Here is an 18,638-nt window from a genome sequence, read left to right as displayed (position 1 = left end):
TTCAGTGCTGACTGTATAGTTCAGCACATGCTGACCATTGCTTCACGCCTCGATGTCATGAACCGGCTCGGCCGGGCCATGGCGGATCCGACGCGCTCCAGAATCCTGATGACCCTACTCGACGGCCCGAGCTACCCGGCTGTGCTTTCGCGCGACTTGGACCTGACCCGCTCGAACGTCTCGAACCACCTGACCTGCTTGCGTGACTGCGGCATCGTCGTCGCCGAGCCGGAGGGCCGCAAGACACGCTACGAAATCGCCGATCCGCACCTCGCGACAGCGCTCAACGCGCTAGTGAACGCGACGTTGGCTGTCGACGAGAATGCCCCGTGCATCGACCCTGAGTGCTCGGTGCCCGGCTGCGACGAGAAAGGAACGGACGCATGAGTTCAGCGTGTGGATGCGAACACGAACCAACCACGGAAATCGAAGATCTCGATCGGCCATGGTGGAAGGACCCCGAGTTGCTACTGCCGATCTTCTCCGGCGTAGCCCTCTGCATAGGTCTGGCGCTGGGCTGGTCCGGGCTAGAGACACCCGCGACAGTACTGTTCTGGATCGGCCTACTGTTGGGGGCGTATACGTTCGCGCCCGGCGCTACCCGGAACCTTGTCACGAAGCGCAAGCTCGGCATTGGCTTGCTGATGACAATCAGCGCGGGCGGCGCGGTGATCCTCGGTTACGTCGGAGAGGCCGCGGCTCTAGCGTTCCTGTACTCGATCGCCGAGGCGCTGGAGGACAAGGCGATGGACCGGGCGCAGAGCGGACTGCGAGCACTGTTGAAGTTGGTGCCGCAGACCGCGACGGTGCTGCGCGACGGCACGGCGGTCGAGGTCGCAGCGAAGGACCTCGTAGTTGGCGAGCTGATGCTTGTGCGCCCCGGGGAGCGGATCGCCACAGACGGCATCATTCGGTCCGGACGCTCCAGCCTTGACACCTCAGCGATCACCGGAGAATCCATTCCGGAGGAGGTCGCACCGGGCGACGAGGTGCCCGCGGGAGCGATCAACTCCGCCGGTGTGCTGGAGGTCGAGACGACCGCAGCTGGAACTGACAACTCGCTGACCACACTCGTGGACCTGGTCGAGCAGGCACAGGCGGAAAAGGGCGACCGCGCCCGGATCGCCGACCGGATTGCCCGACCCCTAGTGCCCGGGGTGTTGATCCTGGCGGTGCTAGTGGGCGTGATCGGCTCGCTGCTGGGCGACCCCGAGACGTGGATCACCCGTGCGTTGGTGGTTCTGGTCGCAGCGTCGCCGTGCGCACTGGCAATCTCCGTGCCGCTGACGGTCGTGGCGGCGATCGGCGCGGCCAGTCAGTTCGGCGTGGTCATCAAGTCCGGCGCGGCGTTCGAGCGGCTCGGCGGCATCCGTCACCTGGCGGTGGACAAGACCGGAACTCTTACCCGCAACCAGCCCGAGGTTACCGGGGTGGTCCCGGCGGACGGATTCGATCGGGCGCAGGTGCTTGCCTTCGCGGCGGCAGTTGAGCAGCAATCGACGCACCCCCTCGCCGCGGCGATCGCGGCAGCGGCGCCCGAAGCACCCGCCGCCTCGGACATCAGCGAGGAAGCCGGTCATGGCATCGGCGGCACCGTCGAAGGTCGACGGGTGCTGGTGGGCAGCCCCCGGTGGATCGACGCCGGGCCACTAAAGGCAGACGTTGAGCGCATGGAGTCCGAGGGCCAAACCTGCGTACTGGTCACCGTCGATGACGCCCTCGCCGGAGCGATCGGGGTCCGCGACGAGCTGCGTCCCGAGGTTCCCGAAGCTGTGCAGACCCTGCACGCTAACGACGTGAAGGTGAGCATGCTCACCGGCGACAACACTCGCACCGCCCGGGCGCTGGCTGAGATCGCCGGGATCGACGATGTGCGCGCCGAGCTACGCCCAGAGGACAAGGCAAGCATCGTCGCCGAACTCTCCTCCAAGACACCGACGGCCATGATCGGCGACGGCATCAACGACGCTCCGGCACTGGCGGGCGCAACGGTGGGTATAGCGATGGGAGCGACCGGCTCTGACGCCGCGATCGAGTCCGCTGACGTCGCCTTCACCGGCCACGACCTCCGGCTGATCCCGCAGGCGCTGCAGCACGCCCGCCGAGGCAGCAGGATCATCAACCAAAACATCGTGCTGTCTCTGGCCATCATCATCGTGTTGATGCCACTGGCGATCACCGGCGTGCTGGGCCTAGCCGCCGTCGTGTTGGTGCACGAGGTCGCCGAAGTCATCGTGATCTTGAACGGCCTACGGGCTGCACAAGCGAAGCGCTGAGCCATACTTTCGTCCAGCGCGCTGGCTCTCCGACGCGGATCTTGGAAGGATCGATCTGCTCAGGGACCGACCGTCATCTCAAAACTTTTGATGTCGAGCTCCATCGACACGGCCCGCGACAACCTGGGCAGTGTGTTTGGCAAAGGGCCCCACACCCATCAGCGTTGCCGACCCGTCGCCTGTCCAGTTGCCATAGCCGACTAGATGCAGATTCTTCACCGCGGTTTCGCGGCCGCGCATGAGGTGGCGGAATGGACCGAGGGCTGGACGGAAACCAGTGCACCAGATCAGGTGGTCGTGGTCGAGCTCGCTCAAGCTATCGAAGATGGGGGTAGCGGTGAGCTGACCGGAGTTGCGGAGCTCACGTAGATGAGGCAGTGCGACAATGTCCCCGAGGTTCGGGCCGGCATCGCCACCGAGGATTCGGCGGCGGCTGCGAAGAAAGAGATCGCGGCCATCGACATCATCAGGCATCCAGCGCGGCGGCTCAAGCGTGAACCATGTGACCTCCGACGTCCCGATGAGGTCCGCGGCGATCTGTGCACCTGAGTTCGCCCCACCGACCACCGCGACCTTAGCACCGCGGAATGGTTCGGGACCGGGGTAAGTCGACGAGTGCCACTGGCGTCCGCGAAAAGTGCCGGGATAGTAGGGCACGAAGGGCGCGGACCACGTGCCGGTGGCTGCGACAACGTGTTCCGCCGTGAATTGACCGGCGGTCGAATCTAGGGTGAACATCCCTCCCTCATGAGACACGTTTCGAACGTGCACTGGGCGCCTAACCGGAAGGTCGTAGCGTTTTTCGTAGCTTTCCAGATAGTCGATGACATGACTTGCAGGCGGGTACCCCGGGTAGTGTGGCATGGGCCAGCCGGGCAGGTTGGAGAACTCCGCGGCGGAGAAAAGCGTCAGCGAAGGCCACGTGTGCAACCACGCTCCACCGGGTTCCTCTTGGTTGTCTAGGACCAAGAAGTCCACTTTGAAGCGCCGCAGGTAGTATGCCGTGGCTAGGCCGGACTGGCCACCACCGACAACGATCGCCGTGTGGTGCTCAGACAATCGATCATCCCTCCAGAATCTCCCGGAAGCGCCGCTCAGTGTCGCTTCTCATCGGGCACGTGCCCGCCCAGGTGTGTCTCCGCGAGTTCACCAACGCGGGAGCTTGTCAATGGTAATCAACTATCTCCACCTTAATACCCCGCGTTACACGTTGAACTTGAGCTCGACGACGTGTCGTTTGTAAATAACCATTCCGCGAAAGACAGTAGGTATATCCGGAGAAGTACCACAGGATGCGGCCATGGCTCGATCGCTCCCGGAACATCTAGCAACTCAGGAAGCAACAGGACACGGAGAGAAACGCATCAAATGTACATATTTTTCATACTGCAGGGCCACTAGAAAGAGTCGCACAAGAAGAGTTCCAGTAACGGCACAGCGGGGGCACGGTGGGGTGCCTGCTGTGCGGTTTCTTAAAAAACACAAAAATACGAAACCATTTCTCCGCAGGTCCCGGCAGGTATTTACAGGATGTTTCGTAATCACGAAAACGAAAAGAACACAGTACTACCGCGCCATCGAGCGCGTCCTGGGCACCCCTCACAGGCATCGCGGTGGCAGGCTTCCTGCTGTCCCACCCGATGCAGGGATGGCAGATCGTCGTGTGGATTGTGATTCTGCGGTCCCTCACCGAGATGTAGGTGCCCCACAACTACACCATCACCGTCAGCTTCATCCCCCCCCGACCGCCCTGTTGATGGTGCAGACGGTCGAGGCCTCCCCCATCTGGGCGATGCTGCTCGCCCGCACCGCGGAGACCGTCATCGGCGCGTTCGCGTCGCTCGCCGTCATCGCGGTCGGCTACGCGCACAAGTACCTAGAGGTCGTGCTGCCGCGGCGATAGGCGCAGGTGCTTTGCGACGAATTTGCCGCCCGCCAGGACTACAATCTCTGGTTATGGAGACTTCAAGCAAGGACCTAGCTTTCCTGGCAGATGAAGAGGGTCTGCTGATCCTTAGCGAGGAAGATCGCTTCCCTGCCACTTCCGCACCCGCATTTTCGCCTGCGTCACCGCAAGTGCTTTTCCGCGCTAACAATGTGTTGAGCACGATTTCCAACCGGCAGTTCAAATCCGGCAAGTATTACAAGGCAACGGACGAAACTGCGAAGCTGCTCCAGCATCGCACGTCGTCTGGACCGGTTCCTGGAGTCCTACGCCGAAGCGATCTTGGGCTCGCCGACAATCCAAGTCGATTCTTCAAACACACCTCGTTTCAAGAGGTGAAGTTTTCGCCCGCCATGGCTTCGACCGCCGCTGCCATCGCAGCTCAGGCCGCAATTGAGGCAGCAATTGCTGAAATCAAGGAGTATCTAGAGGTCATCGATGAGAAGCTCGATACTCTTCTCCGGCAGCGCAAGGTTGATGCACTGGCACAGCTTGGGGGTATCCAGTACACGATTGAAGAAGCGGACGAACTTTACCGGCGCAGCAGTAGCGTCTCCGCAACTACTTGGTCGAAGGTCGACCACCTCGGATCAGCGCTCAACGGCATCGAGTCTTACGCCGTCGAACAACTCGATGATGCCGTTGATCAGCTCCGGAAACAGAAGAACAACTCCAAGAAACTTGAAGCTTTCTTAGCTAGGCTGAAAGGCGATCTGCCGCTTTGGCTAGGTGTGGCCGCTCGGAGCATCTACCTCCACGATCGGATGTATGTCCTGGAGATCGCCCACGTGAATGAGTTTGAGCCTCGCCAGCTGGATTCTCACCGTGAGGGAATCCACGACGCGCGCAAGGATCGATTGGAATCGACCACCCGACGTCTGCTCGAGATGGATACAGCCATCCGTGAGACAGCCAAGTTGAGCAATCAGGTCTGGGTGACAAACCCGATTCGTGCTCGCCATATCACCGCACACGCGAACGAGATTCACGACATTATTAGTGCGTTTGCGCAGTATTTGCGGATGAGCGTGGAGGACGCAGAGCGTCTCCAGGTCCAAGGATGGCGTCAATCTGTGGTGTCGCTAGCGGGCGACACCATCGATGCCGCGAACCGCGCCCGCCAATCGGCGGTGGGTCAAGCGCAAAAAGCCACCGAGAAAATTCGCGACATAAACGACGACCGGCTGCTGGCAAAGGCCGCAGAAATCGAAGCGCGACGGGAGCGGGGGGAGCAAAAAGCGCTCGAGTCGACCGGCGACGAAGATCAATCTGCGACAGAAACCCGCACAACGCGACGCGGTTTACGTTTCCGTCGAGACGAGAAGAAAGCATAGAGGTTTTCTCCACGAGATAGGTAGCAGTTGTGTTCCTGAGAATCCGTTTGAGCAGCGAGGAAGCATCACTCGTAACGAAGCTTGCGCGTGCTGAGGGCGTAACTGTTTCCGAGCTTTGCTCGATCCGCCATCGCCGAAAGAATCGAAGATCTGCAGGAACTTCGCTCAGCCGTCGAGATTGACTCCGGTAGGAAGTTCACGATGGATGAGATTTACCGGGAGGTCGATCGCTGAGACTTACGTTGCAACTGGGCTGCGGTCTGGGTTGGTTGACGCAGGACGCAAGAACGTAGTATGGGCGGCATGCAGGACTTGACCATCGCGCCCGGCCCGGGGATCCCCGGCGGCCTCGTCGTCGCCACGGCGGACCTGTCGGAGCGGTTCGCGAAGGCATCGGGCCCGGGCGGCCAGGGCGTCAACACCACCGCCAGTAAGGTGCAGCTCTCCATCGACATCGCGGAATGCGCATCGCTTTCCGACACTCAACGCCGCCGCGCCCTCCACAACCTCGAACACCGCCTGGACGGCACGGTGCTCACCGTGAGCGCATCGACGCAGCGGTCGCAGCTCCGCAACCGTGCCGAGGCGCGGGAACGCATGGCCATCTTGTTGCGCGAGGCGCTCGCCCCACCGCCTCCCCCGCGGCGGAAAACGAAGCCGACGCGCGGCTCGGTGCGGCGCCGTCTCGAAACGAAGAAGCGGCGCTCGGAGTTGAAGTCGACGAGGCGTAAGCCCCAGCTGCCGTAGATCGGGTCGACGCTGCCCCGCCTATACAGTCATAGCACAAGCCGATGCGACCACCATCCCCATAACCGATGATCGGGTAACGGAACCTACTATCCCACACATCTATGTGCGAAGATGAAGCGGAGATTCGCCTCGAGATTTAGGTTAATCATGGGATTTTTCGCACGACTTTTTGGCAACAAACAAACTTCCGAGAAACCGGCCAAACACAGCGTCCGAGGAAACGCCAGGTTAGCGCCATGGCCACAGAAACCGTTGGACAAAACTCTCGAGCTACCCAACGAGTCCGATTTCACTCTTTACGTCTACGATGATTCAGTCTTCTCTTCAGCAAAATATGGAGACGACATCCAGGTCGAGTTCTTCGCTGGGGAAGCCTATTTGAAAAGTAAGAAGTCCGGCTCAGAAATCGATACTCGAGAATCGGACGCTGTCTGCCTACTCCATCGAGGCCACCCCGTAGGAGTCATCTTCTTCGGCAAAGAGCATGCCAAATTCGCCTACACCAATGGGATCCGGCTCCTCGCAAACGCGACCGTCGGGGAAAGCTCCCCGAACACGGCAACATACGCGGTCTCACGATCCACTTACCCGATTCTTGGACCAAGACCCGCCGACTCATTGAAAACTATGAGCTGAACAAAAGGATCCCTGGCACCGCTCAAACGATTCTTTTTAACGAATGGGACGAAGACGACCACGAGCAACTCCGCGATAGAGCGAAATGGGTGTTCGAAGACGTGAATTTAGAATATTTACCTGTCCCGAAAGGCTCTTCGGCTAAACCACACATCATCGCTACCGCGACAGATGGGCGGAAGATTTTCCGCCTCACAGCCCGCAATTCGGTGTATCGAAAGGTTGCCTCAGCCATGGAATCATCCAGCAACTATGTGATTTTGGCGGAACGTCACGAAAGTTACGAGGGTTTGTTCGGGTACTGCATTCAGCTAGCCCATTGGTGTAGCAGAGAAGCCCAAAACCCGTAGTTCCTATGAAAACGATTAATGGCCAACCTGTGAGCGAGGCGCAAATTGACAGGTGGGTTACCGAAGCCGAAGAAGACTACGACGTGGAGAGGCTACGGAAACGCGGGCGAAAACCACGGGATGAGGAAGGCGCGCAAGTTGTTTCCATCCGCCTCTCCCCTAGCGAAGTCTTTCATCTCGACCAGTATGCCGCCTCACACGGGTTGTCGCGATCGCAGGCAATCCGCAAGGATCTAAAAAATGCCATTTGAGATCGAGGTCCGCCGTAGCGCTGAAAAGCACGGAATCGAACCGGAATCCTCGCTCGCTGCGGCCACTTCGGGATGAGTATACAAAGCGCCGCTCGACGAGGATCACCCGCAGCGTGAACTTCGGCTCGGATTTGATTCTTCTATGCGGTTGCTGGAGATTGTCGTTCTTCTCTGGGATGACGGTACTGAAGCCATCATCCACTCAATGAAGGCGCGTAAGCAGTATCGTAGTTTGCTTGATTAGTCACGGAGATGAACCCCATGCATTTCGTAGTTAATATCACCAATAGCTTGCCCACTGACTCCTCGGACCATGCATTCGATTCGGGGCAAACAGATCAATCAACTCTACTGATGGATTACTCGGAGGTCCCGCCCAAATCGAACCAAGTAAATGGCGGGCGTCGAGTCAAAACCCACGGAAGAAGCGGGTGCCACTTCCAAAGTGGAATTTCCCAATCATCCGATCCGCAGGCATCCCGAAAACCTTCGGCTACTACGTCCCAGTCATCGTCCCCAATTTCGAAATGTTCATCATCAAAAATGCCATCTCGGGACGGGATTTTAGCGAAAAGTTCAGGCATATCCTCCAGAAGACCCTGCGCGCCATCGAGAGCCGCTCCGATCAAAATCTCATCGATCAGAGGGCCTGGGCGGTCAAAGGGAAGCGTTCCGGACTGAATCTCGCCGGAAATGACGTAACACCGTTGACGGACCCCTTCTGCCCAGGCTCGATTTTCCCCCACGTGCATCATGACACGAAGATCGAAGTGGTCGAACGGCGAAATCTCGTGGAGCGGCTCACTAGGATCCCGCAACCACTCCGCGATATCCGTGTCGGCCCACAGATCCAGCTGCAGGCTAATTGCGTACGCTTGTCTCGGCGTAAGCATGGACGAACCTTTCCATGAGCCGGCGAAAGCGTCATAAGATTTCGAGAGCGCTCGATGGAATTCCAAAGTAGCTTTGAGGACACCCTCACATGCGACTCGACTCTTCACGCTCACCGAGCCAGGGTCTAACTCCCAGCGGCGCCAAGTCGCGAGAGACACCCCAGCTTTTCGAGCCGCTTCCTCTTGGGTTAACTCAAGTTCTACACGTCGTTTGGTGCGGTCATCCATAAGGCTAGATTACTGAGCGCTCAGTGAGTAGTCAATCAGGTATACCGCGTGGGGTGAAAGTCACTACACGTTGAATTTGAACTCGACGGTATGTCGTCGCACAGTTACCCCCTCTCGTTAACACCATCAAAAGGAGTGTTATCCAATGAAAGCGTTCGGCTTCTTAAGCTTCGGGCATTATGCCTTCGGCAGCTAGTGCGGGCCATCTGCGGAAAAGATCGCCAAGACTCGTCTGGAGATCACCCAGGCTGCGGACGAAATCGGCGTGAACAACGCGTCCTTCCGAGTCCACCACTTCGCACTGCAGGCCTCCGCCTCGATGCCGCTGCTGTGTGCTATCGCGGCCACCACCAAAATCATCGAGGTGGGCACCGGCGGCATCGACATGCGCTAGCGCATATCGGGGTTGTAGCGTTTGAGTCATTGACTCCCGCCGTCTACAAGTATCTACACACTTGATCGGTGCTGCACGTTTCAGGATCCGGGTGCGCGGCGTCCTGGCTAAGGTCCGCGATAGTGTCGCGCAGCACGGAGAGCTGCGCGATCTGCTGCTCGATCTCAGCGAGGCGCACGTCAAGCAGGTCGCGCACGTGCTCGCAGGGCGCATGGCCGCCGTCGCGGATGTCGAGGATCTGGCGGATCTGGGCGAGAGTGAGACCCGCGGCCTGGCCGCGGTGGATGAAGTCGATCCGAGCGACCGTCTCGGGCGCGTAGTCGCGGTATCCGGACGGCGTGCGCTCGGTCGGGGGCAGAAGGCCCTGTTCCTCGTAGAAGCGAAGGGTCTTCGCGGTAGTGCCCGCCCTCTCGGCGAGTTCTCCGATCCACATTGCTGTCTCCCTCCGTGGCCGCGCTTGACCTTCCCCTGCACGGGAAGGTCCAGTATGGCTGAGACAGAGCAGAAAGCCAAGAGTTGACAGGAGTAGCGATGCCTACGAAGTACGATCTCGCCATCATCGGATCGGGAGGCGGCGCGTTCGCCGCTGCGATCCGCGCCGGCACGCTCGGGAAGTCGGTGGTGATGATCGAGCGCGGGACGCTCGGCGGCACCTGCGTGAACACGGGCTGCGTCCCGTCGAAGGCGCTCATTGCCGCGGCCGGCGCGCGGCACGTCGCGGTCGACGCCGCAACCCGGTTCCCCGGGATCGCGACGACGGCGGATCCCGTCGACATGCCCGCGCTGATCGCTGGGAAGCAAGCGTTGGTGGAGTCGCTGCGCGGCGAGAAGTACGCCGACGTCGCCGACTCCTACGGCTGGCAGGTCCTCCGCGGCGACGCCTCGTTCGTGGGCACCCCTGATGCGCCGGTTCTCGATGTTGCCGGATCCGACGGAAGCGTCGAGACCATCGAGGCCCACCACTACCTGGTCGCGACTGGTTCTCGCCCGTGGGCACCGCCGATCGACGGCCTGAAGGAGACCGGATACCTGACCTCGACCACGGCGATGGAGCTGACGGAGGTCCCCGAGTCGCTGCTGGTGCTCGGCGGCGGCTACGTCGCCCTGGAGCAGGCGCAGCTGTTCGCCCGCCTCGGCTCGCAGGTCACGCTGCTCGTGCGGTCCCGGCTCGCCTCGAAGGAGGAGCCGGAGGTGTCGAAGGCGCTCCAGGAGGTGTTCGCCGACGGGGGCATCCGCGTCGTCAGCCGCGCAGTGCCCACCCGGGTCTCCCGCGGCACGGGAGGCGAGGCCGTCGTGACCGCCGCCTTGTCCGGCGGCTCGCAGGAGTTCCGCGCCGACCAGGTCCTGGTCGCCCTCGGACGCCGTCCCGTCACCGATGGCCTGAACCTCGATGCGGTCGGGGTGAATACCGGAGACTCCGGCGAGGTGGTCGTCTCCGACCGGCTGCAGTCCTCGAACCCGCGGGTCTGGGCCGCGGGCGACGTGACCGGGCACCCCGAGTTCGTCTACGTCGCCGCCCACCACGGCACCCTCGTCGCCGAGAACGCGTTCGCCGACGCCGACCGGTCCGTCGACTACGCCCGCCTGCCGCGGGTGACGTTCACCGGGCCCGCGATCGGCGCGGTCGGGATGACCGAGAAGGACGTCCTCGCCGCGGGGATCCGCTGCGACTGCCGCGTCCTGCCCCTGCACCACGTGCCCCGCGCCTTGGTCAACCGCGACACCCGCGGGTTCATCAAGATCGTCGTGAACGCCGAGACGAAAGAGATCCTCGGCCTGACCGCCGTCGCCAAGGACGCCGGGGAGCTCGCCGCCGCAGGCGTCCACGTGCTCGGCAGGACCGTCGCCGAGGTCGCCAACGCCTGGGCCCCCTACCTGACCATGGCCGAGGGCATCCGGATCGCCGCGAAGGCCTTCACCACCGACCCGTCGCTGCTGTCGTGCTGCGCATGAACGGCAACGCAGGCAATCGGGGAGATCTCATCCTGAAGCAGACGATGAGCGCCGATCAGGACCGCGACGAATGGCGCGCCGGTCCCGTCGTCGCTGCAGTGACCGGGCTGCTCTTGCTGGCATGCTGCGCGCTTCCGTCGCTGCTCTGCTGCGGCCTGCCGTTCATCGCGGCGGGCGGAGCACTCGCAGGCGTCGGTGGGCTCCTCGGTAATCCCTGGATCATCGGTGCCGGGACCGCCGTCGTGATGGCCGTCATGGCGGGGATGCTCGTCAGGCTACGGCGGCGGCACCGGCGCCGCAGGTCCGGCTGCTGCGAAAATCCTTCGACCGCTGATCGGAACCGGTAGTTCGAGCGGATCCAGCGATCACTGCCACCTGCGGAGGCCGCTGAAATCGAAGCCCGACGGGAGAAGGAGGAGCAAAAAGCGTTCGAATCAACCGGTGACGAGGATAATACTGAGGCTGGATCCCGGCCGTCGCGACGCGGTCTCCGCTTCCGCCGAGACGAGAAAGGGTTGTGGGCACCTAGGCTGGGCGGCATGAACGACATGACCATAGCACCCGGCCCGGGGATCCCCGACGGTGCGGTCATCGCCGCCGATCTCGCGGAGCGTTTCGCGAAATCGTCGACTCCGGGCGGCCAGGGCGTCAACACGACGGACGGCAAAGTCCAGCTTTCCATCGATGTCGCGGAATGCGCATCGCTTACCGACGCCCAGCGTCACCGTATCTCGCGCAACCTCGAGCACCACCTAGACGGCTCCGTCTTTACCGTGACTGCGTCGACTCAGCGGTCTGTATTTCGCTAGTGGTCCTCTCGCCTGCACCTGCGACACAGCCTCGTGCCCCCGGGCCGTAGCGTTCGGGGGAGCACAATATCCCCAGTCCTCATCACGTCCCGGGATCAAAGAGTTCATCGCAGAGGTTAAGCACTACACGTTGAACTTGAACTCGACCACGTCGCCATCTTCCATGACGTATTCCTTGCCTTCTTGACGCACCTTGCCGTTGGCACGTGCCTCGGCCATGGACCCAAACTTGTCGAGGTCTTCGAAGCTGACGATTTCAGCCTTGATGAAGCCTTTCTCGAAGTCGGTGTGGATGACGCCCGCAGCTTTCGGTGCGGTATCGCCCTGGTGGATCGTCCAGGCGCGGGCTTCCTTTGGCCCAGCAGTAAGATAGGTCTGCAAGCCGAGGGTTGCGAAACCTGCCTTTGCGAGCGTTTCCAGCCCAGGTTCGTCCTGTCCAACGGACGCGAGGAGCTCCGACGCGTCCTTTTCGTCTAGTTCGAGCAGCTCCGTCTCTGTTTGCGCGTCCAGGAAGACTGCCTCCGCAGGTGCGACAAGTTCGCGCAGTTCCTGCTTGCGGGCCTCGTCGGTGAGCACGGCTTCGTCGGAGTTGAATACGTAGAGGAATGGTTTCGCCGTCATGAGGTGCAGGTGATGGAGCAAATCGAGGTCGATGTCTCCTGCTTTTGCCGCGGCGAAAAGGGTGCGGTCGTCTTCAAGCACTGCTTGTGCTTTCTTGGCCTCTTCAGCTTCTGCTGCGACGTCCTTGTTCTTACGGCCTTCCTTCTCGAGGCGCGGTAACGCTTTCTCGATGGTCTGCAGGTCAGCGAGGATCAGCTCGGTGTTAATGACCGCAATGTCGGACGCTGGGTCGACTTTGCCATCGACGTGAATGACGTTGTCGTCAGCGAAGGCGCGAACGACTTGGCAAATGGCGTCTGCTTCACGAATGTTGGCAAGGAAGGCGTTGCCCATGCCTTCGCCCTCGGACGCCCCCTTGACGATCCCGGCGATGTCAACGAACGACACCGTCGCGGGCAGGATGCGTTCGGATTCAAAGATCTCCGCTAAGCGCTTCAGCCGCGGGTCTGGCAATTCAACCAGCCCGACGTTCGGCTCGATGGTTGCGAACGGGTAGTTCGCTGCGAGCACGTCATTCCGCGTCAACGCATTAAACAGGGTTGACTTTCCGACATTGGGCAAACCGACAATTCCAAGTGTAAGACTCACGCTGGCCAATCCTAGCTCACCGATCACGCTGCCGTCGAAAAGTTTGCAGCTCGCGGTCGGGTTACGTTTCTTTCTCCCTCGGATGGGGCACAATAGGTCGCGTGAGCACTCAGAAACCTCTCGACCACGACGCCAACCCGATCGATCGCGGCATTGTCTACCGCGCATGGATCAAGTCCGCCGCAACGTTGACGCTGCGCGTCCTCATTGTCGCGGTCTTCTTGGCCGCGCTTGGCAAAGTGATCGGCATGTTTTGGGCGGGCATCCTCCCGGTTGTCCTGGCGCTCATCATCTGCACTGTGCTTGCGCCCGTTGCGGGCTGGCTGCGCCAACATGGCATACCAGCTGGGTTTGCTGCGCTCTTGACGTTGCTTGGCTTCTTTGGGTTTCTCGGCTTTCTCGTCTCGTTAATTGCTCCGGACATTGCGACGCATTCGAGGCTGCTCTATCTGCAAGCACTCGAAGGCGTGCAGCGTCTGCAGCTTTGGCTGCAGGGGCCACCGCTCAACGTCAACCCCGATGACCTCAACGAGGCTGTGAACGAAATCGCCCAGTGGCTCCAGAACCAGGCGGGCGCCATTGCTGGTGGCGTGTTCACTGGCATCGGGACTGCCGCGGGTCTTATTGTCACGCTGTTTGTTGTGCTTGTCTTGACCTTCTTCTTCTTGAAAGACGGGCACAAGTTTTTACCTTGGCTTCGCAGTGCTACCGGAGGACGCACTGGGCTGCACTTCACCGAGCTCTTCACTCGGGCGTGGAATACGCTTGGTGGTTTCATTCGCGCTCAAGCTGTTGTCTCGCTTGTCGACGCCATCTTCATCGGCCTCGGTATTTACTTCGTGGGCGTCCCGATGGCGTTCACACTCGCTGTGTTGACGTTCATCGCGGGATTCATCCCGATTGTGGGCGCAGTTGTGGCTGGTGCTCTAGCGATCCTGGTGGCGCTGGTATCTCTTGGCGTGACGCAGGCGCTGATCGTATTTGCGATCGTTATTGTGGTTCAGCAGCTGGAAGGCAACGTGCTGTCTCCGATGTTGCAGTCTCGTGCGATGAATCTACATCCGGTGATCGTGTTGGTTTCCGTGACCGTCGGTGGCGGTCTCTTCAACCTCATTGGAGCGTTCTTGGCTGTTCCCGTCGCCGCGATGATCGCTGTGTGCTACCGGTACGCGCTCGATATTGTGCGTATCCACTCTGGTGAGGTCCAGCCAGAGGACCTTTCCTTCACCACTGAGGAAGGGCGAGTAATTGCTGAGCTGGAAAGCGTCGAGAGTCGACATAAGCGCGATGCGCTGCGCGAAGAAGACGAGTGGACCGGGACAGTGCCCGCGGAGGCCTCGGAGCTCTCAGACGAACCCGCCGAAGACGCTGGCGAAGGGCAGCTTAACCGCCGCATGCGCCCTCTCTACACCCCCGGCAAAATAAAACAAGTGTTCGAACGTTTCCGGCCCGCTCCGTAACCATGTCTGTCCCATGTGCTCTACTGGCCACATGAACACATCCACTGCGCTGTTACTGATCATTACCGGACTGCTCATCGGAGCTATCGGAGGCTTTTCCGCTGGCGCAGCTTGGATGCGGCGCGCCAATCCACCGCAGCAGTCCTCTACTGACTTGCGCCCGTTGGCCCAGGCATTACGGGACTTGCAAGGGCGTCTCGACGACATCGATAAAGAGCAGGCAGTCGCTCAGTCTGCCTTGGCTGGCCAGGTGCAGGCTATCGCGCGAACCTCGTCCAGGCTCGGGGATCGAACCGATCAGCTCATCACCGCGCTGCGCTCCCCGCAGGTCCGGGGTCGCTGGGGCGAGGTCCAGCTACAGCGCGTGGTAGAGCTCGGAGGGATGGTGGAGCACGTCGACTTCGACACGCAGACTCACATGCATTTCGACGGCGCCTCCTTGCGCCCCGATATGGTGATTCGACTGAGCCAGGGCCGAAACATCATCGTCGATGCAAAAGTCCCGTTCTCTTCGTACCTTGATGCGCTCAATACAGAAGACCCAGAGGAGAAACAGGGCTACCTGCGCAGGCATGCGCATCTGCTGCGAAGCCACGTCGATACGCTGTCCTCGAAGTCGTATATAAAGGCCTTCCAACCAAGTCCAGAATTCATCGTGATGTTCGTCCCGGCCGACCCGTTTTTAGATGCCGGGTTGGCCATCGACCCGGAGTTGCTCGACTACGCATTCGCCCGAAACGTCGTCATTGCCACGCCGACTACATTGTTCGCGTTACTACGCACAGTCGAGTTGGGCTGGCGGCAAGACACGATGAACCGGGAGGCGCAAACGATCCAGCGGCTCGGTGAGGAACTGTACCGCCGCCTCGGGACGTTGACTGAGCATTACAACCGCGTCGGCGGCAGCCTCGAAAAAGCGGTCGAGGCATATAATGCAACTCTGGCGTCGCTCGATAGCCGCGTGATGGTAACTGCCCGCAAACTCGAAGAACTGGGCGCCGCCGGGCACTCGTCGAGCGCTTCGGAGCTGCGCCCCGTTGATGCTCGCCCACGCCTCCGCGATGCCGAATCGACGAATTCATAGCCCTGGGAGCGGGTCAAACTAGCAAGACCTACGGGTAGGCCGGGTAGAATGCCCAGCGTGTCTCAAAACTCTCTCCGATCCCCGCGCACTGGTACCGCTACCTTCCACGGTTTGCCTACCGTTTCCAGCATCGGCATCATCTTCGCTGCGCTGCTGACCGGCGTCGTTATCGCGACGTCGGCGGGATACATCGGATGGCCTCTGCTCGTATTCTTCAGCGTGGCAGTGATCGCGGTAACAACGTTGGTAGACCCGCGTGGGTTGTTCCTTACCGTCGCCGCTACCCCGCTCCTGTTCGTCGTAGCCCTGCTCGGTTTTGGTCTAATTTCAGCGCGCAACCAGCTCGGAGAAGCGGGCACAGGTGGGAAAACCGCCATCCTTATGGTGCTGTATCCAGTGATCGAGCACTTCCCCATTCTCTTCACAGTGACCGCTGGGGCCCTGGTGATCGCCGTCGTGCGGTACTGGCTTATCCAGCGCCATAACGATGAGGTGCTACGCCGTGAGCGGGCGCAACGCCGCCGCATGAACCAGTCCAACCGTCGCACGAACTACGAGGGACGCCGGGCCCGTGAGCGCAGCAAAGGCGGCATCACGGTTGAGGAGCTGCTCAAGCGAACGAAGGCTGAACGCAGTCAGGCCCGCCCCCGTGGGGAGCGGGCCCGGCGCGTGGCCTCGCGCCTTGGCGAGGACCTGTACAAAAACGATGAGCGTTAGCTGCTACGACGCGGCTGGCGTAGGTCTCGAGGCAGCGCGAAGGTAATCGTCTCCACCGTGGTGGTGACTTCCTCCACGTCTGTGTAGCCGCGATCGGCAAGCTCTGCTAATAGTTCCTGCACCAGAATTTCCGGTACCGAGGCGCCCGAGGTCACGCCTACGGTATGAACGCCTTCGAACCATTCGTCTTGTACCTGGTGGGCGTAGTCGATGAGGTAGGCGTTATCGGCGCCTGCGTCGAGTGCGACCTCCACGAGTCGCTTCGAGTTGGAGGAGTTCTGCGAGCCGACCACAATAACGAGTTCCGTCTGCGGCGCGATCTTCTTCACCGCTACTTGGCGGTTTTGCGTTGCGTAGCAGATGTCGTCGCTAGGCGGGTTTTCCAGATCCGGGAAGCGTTCGCGGAGTTTTTCGACAATGAGCATCGTCTCATCAACTGAGAGCGTGGTCTGTGACAGCCACACGAGCTTCGTGCCTTCCGGGAAGTCAGGAAGGGCGTCGACCCCTTCTACTCCGTCAACGAGGTGGGTGACCTTCGGGGCCTCACCCGCGGTGCCCTCGACCTCTTCGTGGCCTTCGTGACCAACGAGCAGAATCTGGTAGCCATGCTTAGCGAACCTCTTCACCTCGTTATGGACCTTGGTCACGAGCGGGCACGAGGCGTCGAGAGCCAGCAAGCTACGGTCCTCTGCGGCCTCACGGACCGCAGGAGACACTCCGTGCGCGGAGAAGACCAGGTGCGAGCCTTCGGGGACTTCGTCGGTTTCGTCGACAAAGATGACGCCGCGCTTCTCTAGCGTTTCCACTACGTACTTGTTGTGGACGATCTCTTTGCGCACATAAATTGGGGTTCCGTATTTTTCCAGCGCCTTTTCCACAGTGACGACTGCACGGTCCACACCAGCGCAGTAACCACGCGGTGCTGCCAGAAGAACTTTTTTACCCTGATTTGTCATGGAACCGACCCTACCGAATCAACGTCTAAAACAGTAGGTACACATACTTGTGGCGATCTATCTATGAAACAATGACAGCGTATTCCATCGACACGCTGGGAAAGGAGCGGTGGTGACACAAGCGCAAGGTGAGCGTTCGAGCTCACCAAGTAGCCCTGAGCAGCCATGGCCAGTGGCAAAGTTGAACAAGTCGGTCAAGGGGTGGATTAATCGTCTCGGACACTTGTGGGTTGAGGGCCAGCTCACGCAGGTGAATTACAAGCCGAGCTGGAAGTTTTCCTATCTCACGCTTCGCGATACACAGCAGGAGACGAGCGTGCAGCTCACTGTTTCCTCGGACTACTTAAGGAGCTTGCCGACGCCACCAAAGGACGGCGATCGCGTCGTTATCTATGGCAAGCCGGCTTTCTACGAGGGACGCGGGTCGTTTTCGATGTGGACGACGCAGATCCGCCACGTCGGCATTGGTGAATTACTCGCGAAGATCGAGCAACTCCGCAAGCAACTCGCGAGCGAAGGCCTTTTCGACCAAGCACGCAAGCGCCCTATCCCGCTGCTGCCGAACACGATTGGCCTCATCACTGGTCGTGGCTCCGCCGCCGAGCGCGACGTGCTTTCCGTGGCACAGAGCCGCTGGCCCGCGGTGCAGTTCCGCGTGATCAACACTGCTGTGCAGGGCCCGAACGCGGTACCCGAGGTTATTCAGGCGTTGCAAACGCTCGACGCGGACCCCAATGTTGAGGTCATCATCATTGCCCGTGGCGGAGGCTCGGTCGAAGATCTCCTTCCGTTTTCTGAGGAGGCGCTGCAGCGCGCCGTGGCTGCGGCGGGAACGCCGGTGGTGTCTGCTATTGGCCACGAGCCCGACAACCCGGTGCTCGATAACGTCGCGGACCTCCGTGCCGCGACGCCAACTGATGCGGCGAAGCGCGTCGTCATCGACGCGGCCCAGGAGCTTGCGTTTCTGTCTGAGGCTCGTGCACGCAGTGCCCAGGCGCTACGCACCTGGGTTTCCACCAAAGCTGAAGAGATCCAGTACTGGCGCTCGCGCCCAGTAATGCAGAACCCGCTGCTGGCTATTGAGCGGCGCAGTGAAGAGGTTTCCCAACAGGTCGCCTCAATGCGCCGAGAAATCAGTCACCTGTTGACACGAGAAACGCAGCAGGTCGCGGCGCTCCGTTCACAGGTTTCGGCGTTGGGTCCGGCAGCGACCCTGGCACGTGGATACTCCGTAGTCCAGGTCCTCCCCCGCGACCATTCCGATCCAGAGGTAGTGACCAGCATCGAGCAGTCACCACCTGGATCGCAGCTGCGTATCCGCGTCGCGGACGGCTCTATAACCGCTGCAGCAATGGGAACTACCCCCGCCGACTAACACCACTAATACGTCAAG

At 60.7% G+C, this 18,638-nt stretch carries 17 protein-coding genes and 2 pseudogenes; 14 read left to right on the top strand and 5 right to left on the bottom strand.

All coding sequences use genetic code 11. The features are described 5' to 3' along the window. Positions 1-27 precede the first annotated feature (27 nt). Both BJP08_RS07520 and BJP08_RS07515 read left to right on the top strand, forming a co-directional pair. Positions 28-387 carry a helix-turn-helix transcriptional regulator gene (locus BJP08_RS07520; protein WP_070362728.1) on the top strand — a complete coding sequence of 120 codons (360 nt, stop codon included), beginning with the start codon at positions 28-30 and terminating at the stop codon, positions 385-387. Further along, entirely contained in the window at positions 384-2,276 is a 1,893-nt protein-coding gene (locus BJP08_RS07515; RefSeq protein ID WP_071569004.1) for a cation-translocating P-type ATPase, read from the top strand. Before BJP08_RS07520 ends, BJP08_RS07515 begins: the two co-directional genes overlap by 4 nt. 78 nt (positions 2,277-2,354) lie before the next feature. Here BJP08_RS07515 and BJP08_RS07510 read toward each other — a convergent pair whose 3' ends face one another. Further along, on the bottom strand, positions 2,355-3,335 hold the full coding sequence (locus tag BJP08_RS07510; protein ID WP_071569003.1) for an NAD(P)-binding domain-containing protein: 981 nt from the start codon (positions 3,333-3,335) through the stop codon (positions 2,355-2,357). Positions 3,336-4,032: 697 nt separating this feature from the next. Here BJP08_RS07510 and BJP08_RS11635 point away from each other — a divergent pair. The 4 genes from BJP08_RS11635 (at position 4,033) to BJP08_RS07485 (ending at position 7,542) form a co-directional block, all read left to right on the top strand. Further along, positions 4,033-4,179, top strand: a complete 147-nt coding sequence (locus BJP08_RS11635; protein WP_177221734.1) for a hypothetical protein — start codon at positions 4,033-4,035, stop codon at positions 4,177-4,179. A 53-nt stretch (positions 4,180-4,232) separates the two neighbouring features. Beyond that, a complete protein-coding gene (locus BJP08_RS07505; RefSeq protein WP_071569002.1) occupies positions 4,233-5,555 on the top strand; it encodes a hypothetical protein in 1,323 nt (440 codons plus the stop codon). A 303-nt stretch (positions 5,556-5,858) separates the two neighbouring features. Beyond that, entirely contained in the window at positions 5,859-6,302 is a 444-nt protein-coding gene (gene arfB / locus BJP08_RS07495) for an alternative ribosome rescue aminoacyl-tRNA hydrolase ArfB (RefSeq protein WP_071569100.1), read from the top strand. A gap of 994 nt (positions 6,303-7,296) precedes the next feature. Further along, positions 7,297-7,542, top strand: a complete 246-nt coding sequence (locus BJP08_RS07485; RefSeq protein WP_071569000.1) for a CopG family transcriptional regulator — start codon at positions 7,297-7,299, stop codon at positions 7,540-7,542. A 359-nt stretch (positions 7,543-7,901) separates the two neighbouring features. Here the strand turns inward: BJP08_RS07485 and BJP08_RS07475 are convergent, their stop codons facing one another. After that, positions 7,902-8,663, bottom strand: a complete 762-nt coding sequence (locus BJP08_RS07475) for a helix-turn-helix transcriptional regulator (protein WP_143110051.1) — start codon at positions 8,661-8,663, stop codon at positions 7,902-7,904. A gap of 145 nt (positions 8,664-8,808) precedes the next feature. Between BJP08_RS07475 and BJP08_RS11995 the strand changes: the two are divergent. Beyond that, positions 8,809-9,054 (top strand): annotated as a pseudogene (locus BJP08_RS11995) (alkane 1-monooxygenase); the annotation flags it as partial. Positions 9,055-9,100: 46 nt separating this feature from the next. Here BJP08_RS11995 and BJP08_RS07465 read toward each other — a convergent pair. Then, positions 9,101-9,490 carry a heavy metal-responsive transcriptional regulator gene (locus tag BJP08_RS07465; RefSeq protein WP_005290994.1) on the bottom strand — a complete coding sequence of 130 codons (390 nt, stop codon included), beginning with the start codon at positions 9,488-9,490 and terminating at the stop codon, positions 9,101-9,103. A 98-nt stretch (positions 9,491-9,588) separates the two neighbouring features. Here BJP08_RS07465 and merA point away from each other — a divergent pair, with 98 nt between their 5' ends. From merA to BJP08_RS07450, 3 genes and pseudogenes are all read left to right on the top strand, one after another. Beyond that, on the top strand, positions 9,589-11,010 hold the full coding sequence (merA, locus tag BJP08_RS07460) for a mercury(II) reductase (RefSeq protein WP_071568997.1): 1,422 nt from the start codon (positions 9,589-9,591) through the stop codon (positions 11,008-11,010). Next, positions 11,007-11,357, top strand: a complete 351-nt coding sequence (locus tag BJP08_RS07455) for a hypothetical protein (protein ID WP_005293255.1) — start codon at positions 11,007-11,009, stop codon at positions 11,355-11,357. The genes merA and BJP08_RS07455 overlap by 4 nt, the downstream gene beginning before the upstream one ends. Before the next feature lie 192 nt (positions 11,358-11,549). Next, positions 11,550-11,939: pseudogene (locus tag BJP08_RS07450) on the top strand (peptide chain release factor I). 3 nt (positions 11,940-11,942) lie between these two features. Here the strand turns inward: BJP08_RS07450 and ychF are convergent. After that, the gene (gene ychF / locus BJP08_RS07445) at positions 11,943-13,028 is read right to left on the bottom strand and encodes a redox-regulated ATPase YchF (RefSeq protein WP_071568995.1); all 1,086 of its coding nucleotides are present in this window, start codon (positions 13,026-13,028) and stop codon (positions 11,943-11,945) included. A gap of 101 nt (positions 13,029-13,129) precedes the next feature. Here ychF and BJP08_RS07440 point away from each other — a divergent pair, with 101 nt between their 5' ends. From BJP08_RS07440 to BJP08_RS07430, 3 genes are read left to right on the top strand one after another with little or no spacing between them, the layout of a single operon-like run. After that, positions 13,130-14,488, top strand: coding sequence for an AI-2E family transporter (locus BJP08_RS07440; protein WP_255364798.1), 1,359 nt, complete (start codon positions 13,130-13,132; stop codon positions 14,486-14,488). A 31-nt stretch (positions 14,489-14,519) separates the two neighbouring features. After that, positions 14,520-15,572, top strand: coding sequence for a DNA recombination protein RmuC (locus BJP08_RS07435; protein ID WP_071568994.1), 1,053 nt, complete (start codon positions 14,520-14,522; stop codon positions 15,570-15,572). 57 nt (positions 15,573-15,629) lie between these two features. Then, entirely contained in the window at positions 15,630-16,289 is a 660-nt protein-coding gene (locus BJP08_RS07430) for a DUF6542 domain-containing protein (protein WP_177221733.1), read from the top strand. Here the strand turns inward: BJP08_RS07430 and BJP08_RS07425 are convergent. Continuing rightward, entirely contained in the window at positions 16,286-17,245 is a 960-nt protein-coding gene (locus tag BJP08_RS07425; protein ID WP_071568992.1) for a 4-hydroxy-3-methylbut-2-enyl diphosphate reductase, read from the bottom strand. The genes BJP08_RS07430 and BJP08_RS07425 overlap by 4 nt on opposite strands. A 112-nt stretch (positions 17,246-17,357) precedes the next feature. Between BJP08_RS07425 and xseA the strand changes: the two genes are divergently transcribed. Then, positions 17,358-18,620, top strand: a complete 1,263-nt coding sequence (xseA, locus tag BJP08_RS07420; protein ID WP_071568991.1) for an exodeoxyribonuclease VII large subunit — start codon at positions 17,358-17,360, stop codon at positions 18,618-18,620. Positions 18,621-18,638 lie beyond the last annotated feature (18 nt).

It is taken from the genome of Corynebacterium sp. NML140438 (assembly GCF_001875725.1).
Taxonomy (GTDB): domain Bacteria; phylum Actinomycetota; class Actinomycetes; order Mycobacteriales; family Mycobacteriaceae; genus Corynebacterium.
The sequence above is the reverse complement of the archived record's forward strand: the minus strand, read 5'-3'. Positions and strand labels throughout refer to the sequence as shown.

Excerpts from the sequence above, each read along its gene's own strand:
- BJP08_RS07520 (WP_070362728.1), top strand. The coding sequence starts at position 28 with ATGCTGACCATTGCTTCACGCCTCGATGTCATGAACCGGCTCGGCCGG.
- BJP08_RS07515 (WP_071569004.1), top strand. The coding sequence starts at position 384 with ATGAGTTCAGCGTGTGGATGCGAACACGAACCAACCACGGAAATCGAA.
- BJP08_RS11635 (WP_177221734.1), top strand. The coding sequence starts at position 4,033 with ATGGTGCAGACGGTCGAGGCCTCCCCCATCTGGGCGATGCTGCTCGCC.
- BJP08_RS07505 (WP_071569002.1), top strand. The coding sequence starts at position 4,233 with ATGGAGACTTCAAGCAAGGACCTAGCTTTCCTGGCAGATGAAGAGGGT.
- arfB (WP_071569100.1), top strand. The coding sequence starts at position 5,859 with ATGCAGGACTTGACCATCGCGCCCGGCCCGGGGATCCCCGGCGGCCTC.
- BJP08_RS07485 (WP_071569000.1), top strand. The coding sequence starts at position 7,297 with ATGAAAACGATTAATGGCCAACCTGTGAGCGAGGCGCAAATTGACAGG.
- BJP08_RS07475 (WP_143110051.1), bottom strand. The coding sequence starts at position 8,663 with ATGGATGACCGCACCAAACGACGTGTAGAACTTGAGTTAACCCAAGAG.
- BJP08_RS07465 (WP_005290994.1), bottom strand. The coding sequence starts at position 9,490 with ATGTGGATCGGAGAACTCGCCGAGAGGGCGGGCACTACCGCGAAGACC.
- merA (WP_071568997.1), top strand. The coding sequence starts at position 9,589 with ATGCCTACGAAGTACGATCTCGCCATCATCGGATCGGGAGGCGGCGCG.
- BJP08_RS07455 (WP_005293255.1), top strand. The coding sequence starts at position 11,007 with ATGAACGGCAACGCAGGCAATCGGGGAGATCTCATCCTGAAGCAGACG.
- BJP08_RS07435 (WP_071568994.1), top strand. The coding sequence starts at position 14,520 with ATGAACACATCCACTGCGCTGTTACTGATCATTACCGGACTGCTCATC.
- BJP08_RS07425 (WP_071568992.1), bottom strand. The coding sequence starts at position 17,245 with ATGACAAATCAGGGTAAAAAAGTTCTTCTGGCAGCACCGCGTGGTTAC.